15 protein-coding genes are annotated in these 18530 nt (G+C 40.6%); 1 reads left to right on the plus strand and 14 read right to left on the minus strand.

Annotation, left to right across the window (positions count from 1 at the left end; genetic code table 11):
• Positions 1-194 precede the first annotated feature (194 nt).
• The 14 genes from T426_RS0120280 to T426_RS0120345 all read right to left on the minus strand — a co-directional run bounded on the left by T426_RS0120280 (position 195) and on the right by T426_RS0120345 (position 16154).
• A complete protein-coding gene (locus T426_RS0120280) occupies positions 195-692 on the minus strand; it encodes a lipocalin-like domain-containing protein (RefSeq protein ID WP_051539203.1) in 498 nt (165 codons plus the stop codon).
• A 391-nt stretch (positions 693-1083) separates the two neighbouring features.
• Positions 1084-2100, minus strand: coding sequence for a pirin family protein (locus T426_RS0120285; protein ID WP_025866122.1), 1017 nt, complete (start codon positions 2098-2100; stop codon positions 1084-1086).
• A gap of 83 nt (positions 2101-2183) precedes the next feature.
• Positions 2184-2612 carry a methyltransferase family protein gene (locus tag T426_RS25375; protein WP_025866123.1) on the minus strand — a complete coding sequence of 143 codons (429 nt, stop codon included), beginning with the start codon at positions 2610-2612 and terminating at the stop codon, positions 2184-2186.
• Between the two features lie 117 nt (positions 2613-2729).
• A complete protein-coding gene (locus T426_RS25380; RefSeq protein WP_159103388.1) occupies positions 2730-3464 on the minus strand; it encodes an energy transducer TonB in 735 nt (244 codons plus the stop codon).
• Between the two features lie 497 nt (positions 3465-3961).
• On the minus strand, positions 3962-4891 hold the full coding sequence (locus T426_RS24545; RefSeq protein WP_025866125.1) for a hypothetical protein: 930 nt from the start codon (positions 4889-4891) through the stop codon (positions 3962-3964).
• A gap of 253 nt (positions 4892-5144) precedes the next feature.
• Complete coding sequence (locus tag T426_RS0120305) at positions 5145-6107, minus strand: AraC family transcriptional regulator (RefSeq protein ID WP_025866126.1); 963 nt, start codon at positions 6105-6107, stop codon at positions 5145-5147.
• Positions 6108-6302: 195 nt separating this feature from the next.
• The gene (locus T426_RS0120310; RefSeq protein WP_027586209.1) at positions 6303-6941 is read right to left on the minus strand and encodes a hypothetical protein; all 639 of its coding nucleotides are present in this window, start codon (positions 6939-6941) and stop codon (positions 6303-6305) included.
• A gap of 270 nt (positions 6942-7211) precedes the next feature.
• Positions 7212-8054: an NAD-dependent epimerase/dehydratase family protein gene (locus tag T426_RS24550; RefSeq protein ID WP_025866030.1), complete on the minus strand. Its 843-nt coding sequence runs from the start codon at positions 8052-8054 to the stop codon at positions 7212-7214.
• 167 nt (positions 8055-8221) lie between these two features.
• Positions 8222-8917 (minus strand): LytR/AlgR family response regulator transcription factor, encoded by a 696-nt coding sequence (locus T426_RS0120320; protein ID WP_027586210.1) that lies wholly within the window; start codon positions 8915-8917, stop codon positions 8222-8224.
• Positions 8911-9939 carry a sensor histidine kinase gene (locus tag T426_RS0120325; protein ID WP_025866029.1) on the minus strand — a complete coding sequence of 343 codons (1029 nt, stop codon included), beginning with the start codon at positions 9937-9939 and terminating at the stop codon, positions 8911-8913. Before T426_RS0120325 ends, T426_RS0120320 begins: the two co-directional genes overlap by 7 nt.
• Positions 9940-9957: 18 nt before the next feature.
• A complete protein-coding gene (locus T426_RS0120330; protein ID WP_027586211.1) occupies positions 9958-12396 on the minus strand; it encodes a TonB-dependent receptor domain-containing protein in 2439 nt (812 codons plus the stop codon).
• Positions 12397-12661: 265 nt separating this feature from the next.
• Positions 12662-14170 (minus strand): adenylyltransferase/cytidyltransferase family protein, encoded by a 1509-nt coding sequence (locus tag T426_RS25385; RefSeq protein WP_169737704.1) that lies wholly within the window; start codon positions 14168-14170, stop codon positions 12662-12664.
• Between the two features lie 184 nt (positions 14171-14354).
• Positions 14355-15401 carry a serine hydrolase domain-containing protein gene (locus T426_RS0120340; protein ID WP_027586212.1) on the minus strand — a complete coding sequence of 349 codons (1047 nt, stop codon included), beginning with the start codon at positions 15399-15401 and terminating at the stop codon, positions 14355-14357.
• 153 nt (positions 15402-15554) lie between these two features.
• Positions 15555-16154, minus strand: coding sequence for an ankyrin repeat domain-containing protein (locus T426_RS0120345; RefSeq protein WP_027586213.1), 600 nt, complete (start codon positions 16152-16154; stop codon positions 15555-15557).
• Between the two features lie 232 nt (positions 16155-16386).
• On the opposite strand from T426_RS0120345, the gene T426_RS0120350 reads away from it, so the two are divergent.
• Entirely contained in the window at positions 16387-18441 is a 2055-nt protein-coding gene (locus T426_RS0120350; RefSeq protein WP_025866025.1) for a helix-turn-helix domain-containing protein, read from the plus strand.
• Positions 18442-18530 lie beyond the last annotated feature (89 nt).

An 18530-nucleotide genomic window follows, 5' to 3' on the forward strand; every position in this document is an offset into this window, starting at 1 on the left:
TAAACTACCGATTAAAAATAAGAATTGCTGAATCGCCTAATCTTATTGCTCAACAGGAAGATAGTCCTGTTGAATCAAAATATATTTACCTATTATTCTGTCTTGAGTAACGAAGCTGCCTGAACCTTGCAGGCAACGGTCACTTGTATGTGGTCGGGCTCTCACCTGCCTGATTACAATTTATGGGTCTTTAATTAGAAGTCAATTTTTCTCCATACTAATTTATGTTTGTTTGAACCAATAAAATCAGTGCTTAAGGTCAGTTTATCTTCGTTGAACTCAAATTTTCTGATTTGATTTTGACCAACCCAATTCGGGAAAGAACTTATTTTAATTTGATGGACTACTTGTTTTGAATTAAAATCCACGTCATAATTTCCCGAGTAAGCAATAAATCCTTTAAAAGCGATGACAATTTCATCTGGTTGGCCTTGAAGGGGATCCTCTGACGGAAATTGAGGTCTGTTGTTTCTCATAATCTGAACTGACATATTTCCATTCCCCTCATAAGTTATTCGTCCTATTGCGTCTTTGCCAAAAGGTGATTCTATTCTTCCATCTTTTGACTCAATCGTCCATTCCTGCAATTCCCAGGAACCAACAAATTTTTGGTTTTTCATTTTGATATCGTCCATATTTTCGACCGTATTGATTAAATCCGCTTCATCATATTGAGTTGTGTTTCTTATCATAACCTATAACTGCCGTTTATCGACCTGATAATTACCCACCCGGCATGGGATGTATAGGGTACCTTTTCAGTTGAGTTATGGAAACCCCTGGTGGCTGCTTCTCCCACCTGCAAATGGGAGACTCTTCTTTCGTCTTACAGACAGCATGATGATCGGTCAGTTTTTCGTTCTCATTCCACTGGTTGTTAAGACATAACTAAGTTACCGAAATCTTTCGGTTTTTGGGAAGGGCCGGTGAGAAGGTTGGAGATTTGGGGAAGAAGTGGCCTAAGTTAGCAAAGAGGGAAACAGCTGTCGGGCATATGACAACTTGTTATGCGTAGGCTTCTATCCTATCACAGAAATTCCCATGGAGATTTGTCATCGCGGATATGCCCTGGTCTGGGAAAAATTATCGTTCCTCTTTCGTACCATCCGAATAGATGGCAAAACGTTTTGCATCGGCACCATGGGTTACTTCCTCCTGCGGCCAGGGCCAACCACCAAATTGTGTTTGCCGGTACTCCGAAAAAGCCTCCTCAATCTCTTGTTGGGCATTCATCACAAAAGGTCCGTACTGAACCACCGGTTCATGTATAGGACGTCCCTGCAATAGTAAGGCAGAACAGGCTTCATCACCAGCAACCATGCTTACCTGCTGGTCGGCTTTTACATCTGCCGAATGGTAGGCCGGCAGGTCTGTATCATTCAACTGAAGCTGGTCGCCTTTATAAAAATACAACCGCCTGTTCACCCCGGGTGAAGCAGCGGACAACTCAAACGTCGCATTCGGTTCCATGTGTATCACCCAGATGGCCACCTCATTTTCGGCTTTCGAAGCCCAGGAATCCGGCGGAGGAACCGGAGCTGACAGGGTGTCTATTTGACCGGCAATCAATTCAATGGTTGTCTTTCGGTTTTGCGCGTCAACCGTTTCGTAACGAGAAATATCCTCGTTCCAGAACATCTTATAGTGGGGTTCCACCATTTTGCTGACACGCGGTAAATTCAACCAAATCTGGAAAAGCTCCATGGGATTACCTGCATCCTGATTCACCAACGGAAACATTTCAGCGTGCATCAATCCTTTGCCGGCCGTCATCCACTGCACATCGCCATTGCCATAGCGGCCGGCCGCTCCCATCGAATCGCTGTGATCGACCCAACCTTTGCGAACCACCGTTACCGTTTCGAACCCCCGGTGCGGATGCGGCGGGAAACCGGGTACTCTCTGTCCATGGTACATGCGCCAACCATCTTTCACCTGGAAATCCTGGCCCATATTTCTTCCCACTAATTCCTTTTCGTCTGGGCCTAAATTGGCATTTCCTTTTGGAAAGAAATCTTCGTGATGTACACAAAACAAGAATGGGTCGAGGGCTTCCCACTGAAAACCCAACGGTTTTATATTAAAAACTGATTCGTTCATTGTTTCTCCCGTGTTGATGTGATAAAGTTGAAACAATGAAACCAGGGCTAGGTTTATTATTGCACCTATTTTAATAATAAAATTTAAAACCAGGTTTGTTTTTTGTATTCTACATATTCGTCCCCAAACTTCTCTATCAGAACTTTCTCTTCCTTTTTGATTCGTTTTACCTGTAAAACAGCGATGATTACTAAAAATATTAGTCCATAAAACACTTGAGTGAAAATGAAAAATCCCAGCACAAATGTAAATCCGAACACATATACAGGATGTCGGATTTTTTTATAGATACCGCTTTTCACCAGGTTATTTGCTTCGGCCGACACTTGAAATGAATCATCCAGCTTAATTCTGGCCATGGTGAAAAAGACCAAAGAAACAATCATCAAAATTAATCCAACATACGTATAGCTATTAACCAAAGCATGTGCCTTAAAATAGCTAGTTATAAGAAGGAAAAAACCAAAATAAACCAGTGCAAGTGTCGAATAATTGAAAATCTTATTTCTCATTTTATGTGAGTTTTAAGAGAAATGATTAAATATCCTGGTAGTCTGTCATGCTAATTCCAGAGGAAATTAAACGTCCATTTGTATGTGTTCGGGCTGTCCCGAAACATTCTCTTATCTTTACTGTCTGGTTAATCTAAACCTAACTGGTAAATAAAAGCTTCTGGAGACTTTTCTACCATCTTCCATTCCGGGTTCCCATTTGGGCATTCCCTTAACTACTTTAACAGCTTCGGCGTCCATTTCTTTGTTTATGCCTTTAACAACTTTTACGTGTGAAACATTTCCGTCTTTCCCCACAACAAAGTGCACGTATACCCATCCTTCAATTCCTTTCTTTTGTGATTTCCTTGGGTATTTAAGTTTTGCTCCCAGGTATTGGACAAGGCCATCAGTTCCGCCGGGAAACTTTGGTTTGATTTCAAAGTCATAATATTCTGTTTCTCTTCCGTCAAAGTTCCAAACTTTTCCTTTAATTAGTTTTCCATTCTCAAAATAGTCGTGTCTTTTAAGTTGCCCATTTTCCCAATAAGTCAACACTTGTCCATTCAATTTTCCGTTTTTATAATCTACGTTCATCCGGATTTGTCCATTCTTGTACCATTCTTTTCTTTTACCATCTAATCTTCTTTTGCAATAGGGATTGTAGTTTCTCTCAGATTCAATTTGTCCTGACTTAAAGTATACTTTTACAACAACTTTATTTGTATCGGTTTGATCTCGTTCTAAAATCTCATACCTGTCACATGATTTCAAAGAATTTACTCTATCGCCATTATTGGCGTAGTAGGTAGTATCTTGACCAAATACTGCTAAAGTCAAAATGCTCATTAAAATTGTCAAAATTGTTTTCATCGTTTCCTTTTTGAATAATTGCCAACTAGTATATAGCAATACGGTTGCCATTTTTCTGATCTGGTTGACATTTTGTTATACGCATAGAAATACCTATCCTGTTGAGTCGTGAAGAACATTATTGCTTGTTCATTCCTAATACAGATAGGAAACCTTTCTTATGTAATTAAAGATCGGATAATGACTGGTCGAATTTTCTGTTTTCATTTTGTTGGTCGTTATGCTGCGCCCAAGTTAACAAAATCTTTTGGGTTTCATTTTTCGTTTGGAGAGAAATTCAGCTGGGGCAATGGTTGTCAGTTTACTTCTCGCGCTGGAGTGGCGCCTGGCGGGCATTGGTGTGTGTCCGATTGTTTCGAAAACAGTTTCGTATGCTGTTTGGTAACGGAAAATTGTATGAGTAGTGGTCCCAATGCATCGGAACGTGGTAATTTTCTGTCAAGTTACAAGAAAGTTGAAACAGACTACAACCTCAGAATTTACTATTTTTCCAATTATTATTTTTTTACATTGTTATGGTACGTTTTTTTCTCATTTAATCCTAATAAATTACCAATCACGTAACTTATCCATAAGCCAGGTTTATTTAATGGATCAAAATCAACCCATGCCGATTTCATTTGTGACACTTCTGATCGCCAAAATCCGTCACTGTACCTTTTTTGAGTCAATATTCCAATCGCTTCCCTGCAATTGGGATCATTATACAAATTGTTTGATTTTAGTAGTGTCAATATTTCTATTAGATTGGATTTATAAGAGTAGGGATAAAAATTCCTTATTATCGAACTCTCTATTGGCTGATCTGTCGACAATTTTTTGAATACTTTGTGTTTCAAGATATATTCCAATCCATATCTTAGCTTTTCATCCATATTGACAGAGCTTCCAAATCGTTTTCTATATTCGGTTAGGGTTATCATTGATTTTACAACTCCGTAAAAACAGGGTGTTTTTTTCATGCAACCTCCAAAGCGTGTATATAAATCTTTGCCTGTCCATTTACATTCTACACCTCTTTCAGTACTTTGATAGTTAAGTATCCAATTTATCCCCGACTGAATTTTATCTTTGTCATTATATCCGGTTTTTAAAAGAATAGTTGTAATCATAGCGTTATGGCAGGCCAATATACCATCTCTGTCTCCTGTCAATGAAAAACCTTCAGGTGTATACGTTTTGTCGACCAAAAGATCTACCCAATCCCGGACTTTCTTTAATGAACCAATAAGAGGTATTTCCGATAATTCAGTTAATCGCCACTCATAAGCTCGAATGCCTACAAATAATTCAGGTCTTTGTTTAGGAGCAATCAAAAGCTTATTTACAAGTTCAGATTTGGTCAACATTTCTTTTGCTCTTTCAATATCAATCCGTTCTTCATTGTCATAAGCTTTTGTCAAAGTCAAAGCGGAATCTTCATTCATCGTTCATTCTTTAATGCGCCATAACGATTAGTATAAAAATAGTACCCGACTGCGTGGCACCTCCCTGTCAAGTTACAACTAAGTTGAATCGGGCTACAGCCTATGAAACTACTGTTATTTCGGCTATTATTTTCATACCGTATTAGGCGCTGGTTTTTTCTTATTATTAGTCCGTCATTCATAATAAAACCTAATAGAGCGATAGATGAAAACTCAACCGCTCTATTGTTTACTTTGTTCCTCGGACAAGAAACTATAACGTTTTCACTGGAATACATATATCCAGGACAAATCTGCATCTTGCGTCTTCCTCCGGCGAATTGTAATATAACTCATATGGGTAACCATCCCTTGGCTGATATCCACTTTCTGTAAACCATAAGCACATTGTATTCCAAGCTTTCTCAAATCCTTTCTCATCAATTTCAAAGTGACCGACAGCATATTTGCCGCCTTCTAATTTCATTTTGCCAATCTCGCCGTCAACCCTCACATCATTATCTACAGTAATACATGCACTTTGACGAACCTGTTCAATCGCAGTTATAGTAGGATCATCGTGATAAACAGTAATTGTTTTTGTTTCCGGAAAATTTAATAAACCTCGTGGCCCCGCCCATTTCATGAGCTTTTCATAAGCTTTCCCGATTTGGTTAAACTGACCTGTGTGCCTAAAGTAAACTACATTAATATCAGGCATCTCTTTAATTTCGATTTTTGTGTCCATAATTATAAAATTTGAGTGATCAAATTGATTAAAACTATCACTGCAAAGTTGCTCTTTATAATCTGGACCCATTTGATTTATCTTGCGGGTCAGTTGACCATTCTTGCTAAAATATAAACCGTCTTTTGCAAAAATTGCTTTCTCTGTTTTCCTAAATTCTTTGGCAGTCATACCAAAAAATTTACGAAATGTTCGGCTAAAATGAGCAATACTACCAAACCCACAATTATAAGCCACTTCGCTTATTGAAACATTTTCCTCATTTATAAGTTGTTGTGCTGCTTTTTCAATTCGTTTTCGTTGAATAAAAGCATTTATTGTTTCATTTGTTAAAATTGAGAAAATACGGTGAAAATGAAACGGTGAAAAACAAGCAATTTGAGCAATTTTATCAAGTGTAATATCATCGTTTAAATGCTTCTCAATATAGTCAATCACTCTATTTATTCTTGCTGTGTATTCTTGTCTGCTTTTGTCCTTTATATTCATCTCCAAAGATATTGATTGTCAGAACTTAAACTCATTCGCAACGGTCACTTGTAAGTTGTCGTTGCGTTCCTATACTTCAGCCCCGAATTTTCGGGGAAGAGCGTCAGTGTCCGCCAGAACATGACAGTCAAGAAAGGAGCAGAGACAGCGCACGCCGCAGCCCCCACAAAGCAATTTACAAATTATTGGCGGTAGTTATTCTTCTCTTTTTTCAAATCTTTTCCCATTCCACGTAAACAAGATCCTCTCTGTTTTAATCCACTTAATAAATTGATCACTTTGTGGATCAACCTCGTATTCAACACCATTCGTTTCTTTTGGCTTCAAATTGTAGCTTGTGCTCAGCGTAATCTTTTCTTCTTTCAAGCTGTCGGGGAGGTTGTCTTTCAAAAACGCTCTTGTTTTTAAATTTTCGGGAAGCCCAAGATTCTCATTTTGTTTTAGCGTTCCATTCTCATAGTCAAATGTGAGCAGAGAATCCTGGTCATATGCTCTTTCTGCTCCACCGTATTTTGAGTAGACAACAACAAAAGAACCGTCAGCCTTTTGAAATCTCCTTAATTCAATGACGATAAATCCACTTTGTCCGGTAGTATAGTAATAATCCAGTCTTATGTAGTCTTTTCCGGCTGAGTAATCAACTTTCTCCGTCTCATCACTGTCACCGCCTGGAATCGTGTAGGTTTCTTGCTCTATTAATGAGTCCTTAGCTTCAGTTGTCAATTCGCCAGTGTAATTCAATGGCAGAGCTTTGAAAATTTCCTGAATTGTCTGTCCGAAAGACAAATTTGTCAATGAAAAGGTTATCAATATGATTAATGTTACTCGTCTCATTTTAATTACGGTTAAAGGTTTATGTAAGTGGAGTAAGGGATTAAAAGCTGGAAACTTTCAAAACCGCACGAAGCCTGGTCGTTTATTCATAATTTCATTTTTCCCGTCAAGCCGTCAGATTTTCCGTCTTCATTTTTTGGATTTTTGGGCGCAACCAAATTAACAAAATATTTCCAGTGCCCGGATGGGTGGGGTTTCGGGCTGCTGAAATGGTTGAAGATTTGGGGAAAGGGGGTGACAGGACTCAGAAGCAACAAGTGTTAGTCTTTGCTATTTCAAAAAAGCATCAAAGTTTTTAGTTGGTCTAAAGTTCAACTCTTTCTTAGCCTTTTCGATGGAGTAAACTCTGTCTATTTTATCTAAAAACTCCCAGTTCTTATCAGCATAAATCTGTTCGATGTCAGGATAGTACTTCGTCATTACTTTTCGGGGGTTCGTATATAAATCGACTAAGTCTTCCTTCTGAAAAGGACTTTCATTTGAAATATTGTAAATCTGAAACGAATCGAAACGCTTTTCCAATGCCAGCAAGTGTCCCATGGCACCGTCTTCTTCATCAAGTCCTCTGTAAATTCTGTGATTGGCTTTTGTGTTCTCGTCTTCCGGTAAGAATCTGGATACTCTTAAAACGGTCGTTTCAATTTTCTCCTTCTCAAAATAGTCTTTGCAAAGCAATTCACACGTCAATTTGGTTATGTCGTATATATCCCTCGGTTGGGGCGTTAAACCTTCATCAACCCAAACTGCTTGTTTTTCGTTAACCATTGCTGTTCCGTAAATTGATGTCGTGCTTGTGTATAGGAATTTTTTAATCCCATTAACAACACAAGCCGACAACAAATTAAGCGTTCCAGTGATATTTGTTTCGATAAACTCTTCGCGGGGATAATTCAAGTCAGTGTGTTTGCCATGTAATGCCGCCGTATGAATGATGGCATCATAACCTTTGGTTACATCTTCCATTAATTTTCCATCCCGAATATCAAATAGACCATCTGTTGTTTCAGATGGAATTAAATCGATTCCTAAAACTTCGTAATCTTGCTCTCTTAATTTCCTGACTATCTCTTTTCCGAGTTTTCCGGATGAACCTGTAACGACTACTTTTTTCATTTTCTGACCTAAGTTTGTGATGTATTTATATTGATGACTAAAGAATTAGCCTATGTTTCTTCAAAAACAGAGCAATGATTAACATTACTATTGACAATTGCCCTTCCGTACGGCCCTGCTGCCGTAAATACTTTTGTTGACCTAAAGTAATGAATATGCTTTATTAGCTACTGTTTCAACAGCATCTCCCGTATCTGCGCCGAGTAATTCCGGGAAACCGGCAATTTGTAGCTGCCGATTCCCAATTGATTGCCTTCCAGCGAGGTGACTTTGTCAATATTCACCACAAACGATTTATGAATCTGAACAAAGTTTCGTGGTGGTAATTTTTCAATGAATGCGCTCAATTTATAATGGGCAATAAATTTATTATCTGCTGTTTGTATCGAGATATAATTTTCCATTCCTTCAATGAAAAGAATATCCTCAAAATTCACCTTCTCGTACTTCTGGCTTGTTTTGACGAAAGTAGAACCGGGTTGTGCCTGATCCCTGTTTTCCTTTTCAAACTGGTCATAGACTTTGTTCACCGCTTTCAGAAAACGCTCGAACGAAACCGGTTTCAGCAAGTAATCGGCCACATCCAGTTCGTAACCTTTCAGGGCATATTGCTCGTAGGCACTCACAATAATGACTTTGGGCGGATGAGCAATTCCCGAAAGAAAATCAACACCGGATAGATACGGCATTTCGATGTCCAGGAAAATCAAATCGACTGCTTGCTCCTTCAACACATTCCCCAATTGAACGGCATCCTGGCATACAGCAACCAGTTCCAAAAAGCCAAGCTTTTCGATATATCCCTGCAAGCCTTTTCGGGCCATGGGCTCATCGTCGGTAATAACGCATCGTAACTTTAGCATTCTATTTTCAAATTAGCGATGAATGAATGATCGGTTTTCTTCGTCCCGAAGAAATGCTTTCCCGGATACAGCAGGTTGAGCCTCCGGTGTAAATTTTCGAGACCAATGCCGTTTGCTTTCTTTTTTTTCGTCGGCGGAGTTGGCGGAATGGCATTTTCGACCGTAAAACACAAACGGCCTTGCTGCAAACGGGCTTCAATCTTGATCCAATATTCTCCGCCGACGTATTTGTACGCATTTTCAACCAAGGGAAACAACAGCAACGGATGAATTTTCTGCTCACGTAAAGCAGGGTCGAAACTGACCGTTAACTGAAACGATTCGTTCATTCGTACTTTTTGAAATTCGATGTAATGACGAATGAAGTCGAACTCCTGCTCCAGCTTTACAGTCTGGTTGATGTCGTACAGCTGGTAACGCAACAGCTCGGATAGCAGCTCGATGGATTTTCGCGGCGCTTCGTTGTTTTCGTCAATCTGAAAATAAATGGCATTGAGCGCATTGAACAGGAAATGGGGATGAAACTGCGCTTTCAGGAATTTCAACTCGGTTTCCATTTGGGTGTTCCTGATTTGCTGCGTCAGTGTTTTTTGATCGACGTACCCCTGTAGCAAATCGCCTCCTCTGAAAATGGAATAATAAATAATAATCAGCAAGGTCATCGACACTTCGGCAATAACGAGATCGTCGGTTCCTACCGGATCGTTTGTCATATAATGAATACCGTAGAGAATCGGAATGGTGATGATCATCCCCGCCAGCATGATCAGTAGATATTCAAACACCAAATGCCGTATCGACATTTCTTTTGCCCTCTTGTTGCGTTTGACAAACTGCTGCAAAAAGTATTCAATGCCGAACGAGATAACAATAATCGATACGAATTCGATGACATTTACAGACAGCGGACGTTGCCAGAATTTTACATCCTTGGGTATATCGTTTATGATCCGAATCGTTCCCAGTACCGTAATCCCAAAAATGACCGGTGAAATCCAGAACCATTTACTGCTTTGTTTCATAAATCGCTGATTGACTATTTACAAAGATATTCGTTTGGAATCAATCCCCTTTTTGTCTTTGACCTTTTTCACATCGGCCCCTTTTTTGAAATGCCAGGTGAACGAAACGCCTAAAACCGTGTGGTCGTCAAACTCATTGGTGGTGACGTGTCCTCCGGTAATAACCCCTTTTATGCGGGTATGGTTCGAATGAAACCAATCATTCGAAAAGATGCTAAGGGTAGCCTTTCGGTGGAACAAGCTCTTTTGAATGCCGCCGGAAACCTGCCACGTTGGTAACACATCGATTTGCCCGTTCGCCATCCGGCTATTGTAAAAACCGCTCACTTCGCCCGACCATCCCCACGGCAGACTGATCCGGTTTTGCAGTCCCGCCTGAAATGACCAACCTTCATTTCTGAGTGTCGAACCGTTTTCCATCCATTGGTAATTGTCTTGTGCCAGTTGAGTATGCAGGCTTGTTTTCCACCATTTTGTCAGCGCCAACTGAGCGGCATCGCCCTGGATGCCATACGAATGATGCGACGACATATTCGTGGGCATGACCAGTACCCGTTTGGTACCGGGCTGTATAAAATACGACTTGATAATGGCCTGCGTGGTGTTGGTATAGAACAGACTGAGCTTGTACGCTTTCCGAATGGTGTACGAGAAAATGAACCGGTTGGTAAACTGAGGTTTTAACCCCGTGTTCCCCTGCTCGTAGGTGTAGCCATCGAAGACATACACAAACGGATTCAGGTCATGATAGTTGGGGCGATCGATGCGTTTGTCATACGTCAGGTTCAATGCGTTGGTGTTGGGCAATTGCCAGCTCAATAACAAATTCGGGAAGTAGTTGGTGTATGATTGGCTCACCGAACCAGCTTCAACGTTGGTATTCTCCACCCGTAAACCGAGTTCGGCCGTCCAGGGTTTCTTCTGCATTTTACCACTAACGTACAAAGCATTGATGTTTTCCCGGTAATTAAACATCGTGCTCAATCCGGGATCGGTTATCCATTGTCCGTTCTGTCTGTTTTCGTAGTTGGCACCATCGTTGATATTCACGATATCACTTTTGGCCCCGGCATCGAAACGCCATTGGTGATTGATGGGGTAAACCAGGTCTGCCCGGCCCGAGTACATCTTGATGGAGCCGTCCTTTAGCGCCTGCGAGACATCCTCCGACGACGGGCCCGACGTTCGGCTCATCACATCCTGATGAAACTGGGTTTCGTTCGCCGAATAGTAGAGTCCGTTGGCCGAAGCCGAAATTTCTTTTCCCAACGAATCGATTTGATGTTGGATGTACAGAGAAGAAGTCAGGTTCTTCCGGTTAGCATCGTTGTTGGTTAACGATTGAATGGTCGAATCGTTTGATGTTGTTAACGTGTGAAACACCGAATGGAGGGTACCGTTTTCCTTGTTGTTCGTGGAGCTTCCTCTAACCGTCATCCCCAACGTGGTTTTTGGAGTGGCATAGAAATCAACTCCCAAATTGAAATAGTGCGATCTGTTTTCCCGTTTACGGTACGAATCCTGATCGAAAAAAGTCAATGGTTCGGTCGCTGTTGCCGGGAAATCACGGGTAATGGTCAAATCAACATAGTTGCTTCCCTGATAGTAACCATACATGCCATTTGCGTTCCACTTGTTTTGCCGGTACCCAAACGCCACGTTGTTGTTGGCTCGTCCGTACTTACCCTTTTCGTAATTGGTGTTGACATTCAGGTTGTATCCGACGGCATTAGTCTTCTGCGTGGAGATATCAATAATTCCGGCATTCCCTGCCGCTTCGTATTTGGCCGACGGATGTGTAATCAGATCGATTTTCTTCAGTGAGCTGGCCGGAAGTGACATCAGGTAATTAACCAAATCGGTTCCGCTCAAATAGGAGTTTTTACCGTCGACCAGGATTTTCACTCCTGACTTTCCGTTGAGATACAACGAACCATCACTGTTGATAATCACCCCGGGTAAGTTCTTCAATACCGAATAAGCACTTCCCGAAGAAGTGGTCGGCGACAAGGACGGATAAATCGTAGTTTTCGCAGCCGTTACCTGGACATTGGGCTGTTGGGCAACAACATCGACCTGGTTGATTTGGGTGGTGTCAGGATGAAGGGTTATCTTCATTTGGCTTTCCGGAGCAACTTCCTGAGTCGCATAACCGATAAACGAAATCGTCAATGATTGGGTACCAGCAGGAATGGATAACTGAAACAATCCATTTTGGTTGCTGACGGTTCCAACGGTTGTTTCCGGTATGGAAATCGTGGCACCCGTAATGGGCTCTCCTGTTTCGTCGATAATTTTTCCCCGGATCGTTTTCGTCTCTTTGGATTTCGGTCGGGAACCGGATTCCGAAACATGTTTTATCCTTTGCTGACTGGTATTCGGGGTTGTCACCTGTCCCCACAAATGCGAAAGGCCAACACATTGAATCACTAAAGCGATTAAAATAACTCTTTTCATCCTTCTCTTTTTGAAGCAAAGGATGTTTGCCTCAAAGGAAATGCGAAATTTTTTTGACCAACTGCATCATTTTGGGGGTGAACTGCAGATTTTGGGTGTGATTGTTATGTATTGGCTTTTTGTTTGTCCTATTTTACCGTTATTGCCAATGATTCGTATATGCACCGTACAAGCTTGCAGGCTTTAAACTCATCCAACTGATATAAACTAATGAGGCTCTTGAATCTAATCTATTTCGCATAGACAGTTTTAGGCAAAGTAATTTTTAGTTCAAGTATCCGAATCTCGTTAATAAATCGATAGATGTACCAGGCAAAAAAGAATCCAGCTTATCAAATTCTTTGTCTTTGATTAGTTTCCGCACTGTCGATGCACTTATGGCCCCGAATTTGTTTTCCAGTCTTTCTATTTCTATAACAGAGATTCCTTTTTGTGGCAAAGTTTTCTTCATTATATTATGATGGGTCCGCGTTGTTCTGCAAAATGGTTCATTGCCAATAAATCTATTTCGAAGATCTAAAGCAGGAGCAATATAATTGACGAATATTTCAAAATCATAAGCCACATTCATAGCGGGATTGAACCCTTCTTCTTTACTGAAATAATCAGGAAAGGTCATTGATGATACTAAAAACTTACCCGTTGGAACGACTTCCACATTAGCAATGTTTTTTAAGCCTTCTTTTATCATCTCAAAGCGTTGTTCGAAGGGGAAGTAACTTTTGTCTTCCTCCACAACAAAAACATATAAGGTATCAACCATTTTCGACGCGGTGGATACAAGATACCTATGACCCAATGTGAATGGGTTACAATTCATCGCAGCTATTCCATTATTCCCAGGTTTATATTTCGATTTCAGAAAATTAATATAATGAGGGAAATCATTGTCAATATAGCGAAGTGCTGCTCTAAATCTGCATTGCTCAATTTTATGAAATATATTTTTTTCTGTATCAGAGTATGAATTCATTGCTGTAAATGTTCTTTTTTTAAGATTATCTTTAATCTCCTTTGCAATGAATCTGGCAACTGCGTTATACCCCTCCGGGGTTAAATGAACCAGGTCAAAAAACACATTACCATAGCTATGCGGACGCATAAATATTTCTGCCAAGTCCAGAAAATTGGCCTCCTTTTTTAATTCTGTTTTTTCTTTTTCAGAAAGAGGGTTTAAACCGTATAAAACAATGATATCCCCTTTCGAGATTTGGGTGTCCAATATGGCAAATGCAGAATTCATAACATCAGCACTAAACACACCTCTGTTAATGACACCAAACTGGCGATCGCCAATTTCATTTCCCAGTAATGACGATAAAGTGTCCTTATCTTCACAACCAACTGAATATACCAGAGATGACCCGAATAAATAAATGGAATTTCTATTCTCAGTAAGTTCTTTTTCTGTGTCTTGACGATATCCATTGACTACCCGAACAAATTTATTTTCGCAGTCTTCATTTACCATGTAATTTTTCCTGAGCTTATTGGGAGTCGCCCCGATAAGAGGGGATTGCGTATAGCTACGCGTTACTCTCTCTCTAGTGCCATTACTAATAAGTCTGAGGTTGTATAGTAATTTTATTATTCTGTTATTCCATAATATAAAATTACTCTGTTTCTCACTTTTTGATAAATTGGAAGAAGGAAATTTGGGCCTGTCTACGAACAAAATCCTTCCTCCATTATCTTCAACATGTTTTATTACTGTTTTTAATACAGGTATATTGTAATTACTAATGGACTCTTTATTTATTACTTCTTCTAGCAATGAGTACCACCTGTTTGTTGCCACTGTCCGATCGATCGATCGATAAGCTTTTCTTAGTATCATTATTCTTTATGTTGCTTAACGGTTAATTAAGTTGTCGTTGCGCCCCGATGCCTAACACTCTCGCCTGTCATACGACAATTTGTTGGCTGTCGGCCTTTTCTTAATCATTTGGTTTCATAATTTACAAACTACTTTGCTTCCGTAAAATTTTGATAATACGATTGTATACGATTTCCGATAAATTCCAGGTGTATCCCCCACTTGTATTTACAAACTGAACAACGACCGCATCAATATCTTTGTAATATCGGGCAATACTGGAGTATCCTGGCAATAGCCCTGTATGTCCATATTCATATATAGATGAATAAATAGCCTGTTCATTATCATTTAGCAAAGAGCCATCGTTCAATGCCCTCAGGAATATTCCCACATCCTCTGCTGTAGCGACCATTGAGCCGGCAGGGCTTGTGAAATCATAATGCTTTAAATCGCCATCATAACCTACGGTATACCCGCTCATAACACTATCTAAATCTACATCACTAAGCAAACCGTAGGTATTCTTCAGCTTAAGTGGCATCAAAATTTCCCTCTTGATATATTGGTGAAAGCTATATCCCAGCGTTTTATCAAGAATTTCGCCTATCAACAAATAATTCGTATTTGAATATCGATATTTTTTGCCAGGTTCAAATTCAGCTGGCTTATCCAGCACCAAATCAAGATTTTCTCTGTTGGTTTTCGGTGGGTTTTCCCAATAGCCGGGAGTGTCGGTAAAATTGGGAATGCCACTCCGGTGCTGCACCAGCATTCTCAAGGTGATTTTATCAGCATTCTCAATCCTTCCTGCAAGTTCAGGAAGGTAATCAGCAAGCGTTTTATCCAATGATAAACGCTTGTCATTGACTAATTTGGCCACAGCAACAGCGACATATAACTTACTGATACTAGCAATCTTGAACAGATCGTTCGGGTCGGCTGGAATCTTTTTCTCTCTGTCCTTCCAGCCGGCTGCATAAAATGCCGGTGGTTTGCCTGCCTCATCCACGTACACAATCATCCCGTCCAATCCATATCCGATGGCGTCATTTACTTGTTCCTGAACCGTATCAGGTAGCGGCGTTATCCAGGCCCGGACCAAAATCCATGGCACAAAAAACAGTGAAATTGCAGTTCCGATAAATAATAGGATTCTGATAATTCGTTTGGTTTGCTTCTTTGTCATGAGGTCAAATTATTTTGGGATGATGTGCTTTTAGTCAATTGTTCATCGCTCTTAATATACCAACAAATCGTTTTACGAACTCTGCCCTCTTCGGGTTTTTTCTTTTCTGCTATGTTGAATTTCCACTTTAGTCCGGACAAAGGTCTTAAACGATTACTGCAACATCATGGCAATGACCGGGCGAGCCATTTCTACTTCCTTCAAATCGAGTTTTAGACCGAGTGGCTCTAATTGCTGCTTAATCGTTTCATAAACGGGTTTCATTTGGGCAAACGACACAATAACGGCATCCCGGGGAGTTGCCGCATGGTTGTTTTTGATGTTTTTGTCAGCGCCGGCATCAAGAAGCATCTGCACAATCTCAATACGGCAAAAGAATGCAGCAGCATGCAGAGCCGTCGATCCTTCATTGTTTTTAATGTCCAAATCGGCATTGGCATCAATTAATGCTTTGGCAATGGCTGTTCTTCCGAAGGTCGCAGCCGTGATTAAAGGTGTTGAGCCGCTCATTTGATCTTTCCTGTTGATATCGGTTCCGGCTTCAATGTGTTGCCTAACGACTTCGAGGTTGCCGGAAACGATTGCTGCCTGAAGGTCCATTTTGGGCGTTTCGGTTATTGATTTAGCTTTCGACTTATTTTCCGCCTTCGTGTTATTGCTGCCCCCTGACGGAGCGCATGCACTGAATAGTAAAAGGATAACGAATGAAAAACTGACCAACATTTTAAATGGATTCATTTTTAGTGCTTTCATGTCATGATAATTTAAGTTTTTGACTTTGAAATTTGTTTTACAAAGATGAAGCATTCGCGAATGCAAGGCCTAAGAGGTATGCAGCCAAAAGTGTCAAGTTTGAGTCAGGCATAAAAAATATGAGTCAGAAATAACAAATTTGAAGCAAGTGCCTTTTCTATTCTTTCCGGGAATTGCCAAATGCCCTGCATTTGCATTAATTTTTCTACTTTCGTTTTAGATAAGAAATTACATGTCGGAAGTATCAATTTTAGGATCAGACTTCATTCAAAAAGCAGAAGCGGTTATTCTTGAGAATATCTCGAATGAACAATTCGGCGTTTCCGAACTGGCAGAAGCTATGAATATGAGCCGTTCCAGTCTACTCCGAAAAATCAAAACGCATACTAAGCTTTCTGCGAATCAGTTTATTCGTCAGGTTCGCCTCACAAAAGGAATGGAGATGCTCCGGCAGACCACATTGACGGTTGCTGAAATTTCAGACCAGGTAGGTTTTGGGAATACTTCCTATTTTATCAAATGCTTTCGCGACCAATATGGGTACTCCCCCGGTGAGGTACGAAAAGGAATACCGGCAGATGAAGCTACTGATATTCGGGTTAATATTTTGAATAAATACAGGTGGCACCTGGTAACAGCAGTGACTCTAATCACAATCGTTCTGTCAGTCGTACTTACCCGTAGAAAAAGAACAGTACCTGCTGATATTGAAAAATCGATTGCGGTGTTACCTTTCAAAAATGAAAGCAGCGATTCGTTGAACCTGTATTTCGTTAACGGGCTCATGGAATCTACGTTGAATAACCTGCAAAAAATTGCTGACCTGCGCGTGATTAGCAGAACCTCGGTTGAGCAGTATCGGAATACGAACAAGGGCATTCCGGAAATCGCTGACGAGCTCAACGTGAAATACCTGGTAGAAGGTAGTGGCCAGCGGGTTGGAAATCAGGTTTTGCTCAATATCCAATTAATTGACGCATCAGGCGACCGGCCGATTTGGAGCGAGCAATATAGTCGTGAAGTGGGCGATGTATTTGCACTTCAGAACGAAGTGGCCAGGAAAATTGCAGATGCCATTAAGGCAAAGGTAACGCCTTCCGAAAAGGAACAAATTGAGAAAATACCTACTGAAAATTTGGTGGCCTATGATTATTACCTTCAGGCACTCACTCCATTTTACACTAGAACCAGGGAAGGTTTGGAAAAGGCTATTCCGTTATTTGAGAAGGCGATAGAAGAAGATCCGCAGTTTTCCCTGGCCTATGCCCATATTGCCATTTCGTACTATTTTCTCGATGAAGACCAGAAACAAAAACACTATACCGAACTCATCAACAACTTTGCTGACAAGGCGCTGCTTTACGATCCCAAATCTGCAGAAAGCCTCATGGCCAAGGCGCTCTACTATATGCAAACCGAAGAGTATCAATTAGCCTTGCCTCATCTTGAGAAGGCCCTGGAATACAATCCGAATTCATCATCAGTGATTCAAATGCTTGCGGGTTTATATGCCAGTGCTATTCCCAATACCGACAAATACCTGGAGTACGCTTTGAAAGGCATTCAACTCAATATCGCCGCCAAAGATTCCGTCAGCAAAAGCTATATCTATTTGACTCTGAGTAACGCGCTCATCCAAAACGGCTTTGTGGAAGAAGCGCTTACTTATATCAATAAATCGCTGGACTACGATGCTGAGAATTATTATTCGCCCTTGTTGAAAATATATATCCTGTACGCCAGGGATGGCAATATACAGCAAACCCAAAAACGATTGGTTAAGGAATGGAATAAGGATACTACCCGATTGGACATCTTGCAGGAAGTGGCGAAATTCTACTATTACGGCGAAGAATATGACAGCGCCTTTTATTATTATAAAAAATTTGTCAAAGCCAGGGAAAGAAACGGTCTGGATATTTATCCCCAGGAGGATATTAAGATTGCCCGGGTTTACCAAAAGATGGGATTGAATAAACAGGCCGCAAAATTTTTCAACGCGTATGCTGAATATTGCGAAAAAGACCAATCAATCTACAAAAGTGCGAGCATGGCGGTGAAGTACGCGTACGAAGGGAAAAACGACAAGGCAATTGAGCAACTCAGAGTATTCGCCACACAAGATAATTACCAGTACTGGATCTTGCTGTTCATGGAAAAGGACCCGCTCCTGAAACCGTTGAAAAGCAATCCGGAGTTTGACAAGATCATGCAAAAGATCAAAAGCCGGTTTTGGAAAAAAAGGGATAATCTGAAAAAGATACTAGAGAATAAAGGCCTGGTATAATCATTCGAATCTAGAAAAGTTAAGCAGTTTCACTTTTGGTTTAGCATATCTGTCATTTGCTTCAAGATAAAACAATTTTGCTTAAGAAG

The organism is Prolixibacter bellariivorans ATCC BAA-1284 (assembly GCF_000621705.1).
Lineage (GTDB): Bacteria > Bacteroidota > Bacteroidia > Bacteroidales > Prolixibacteraceae > Prolixibacter > Prolixibacter bellariivorans.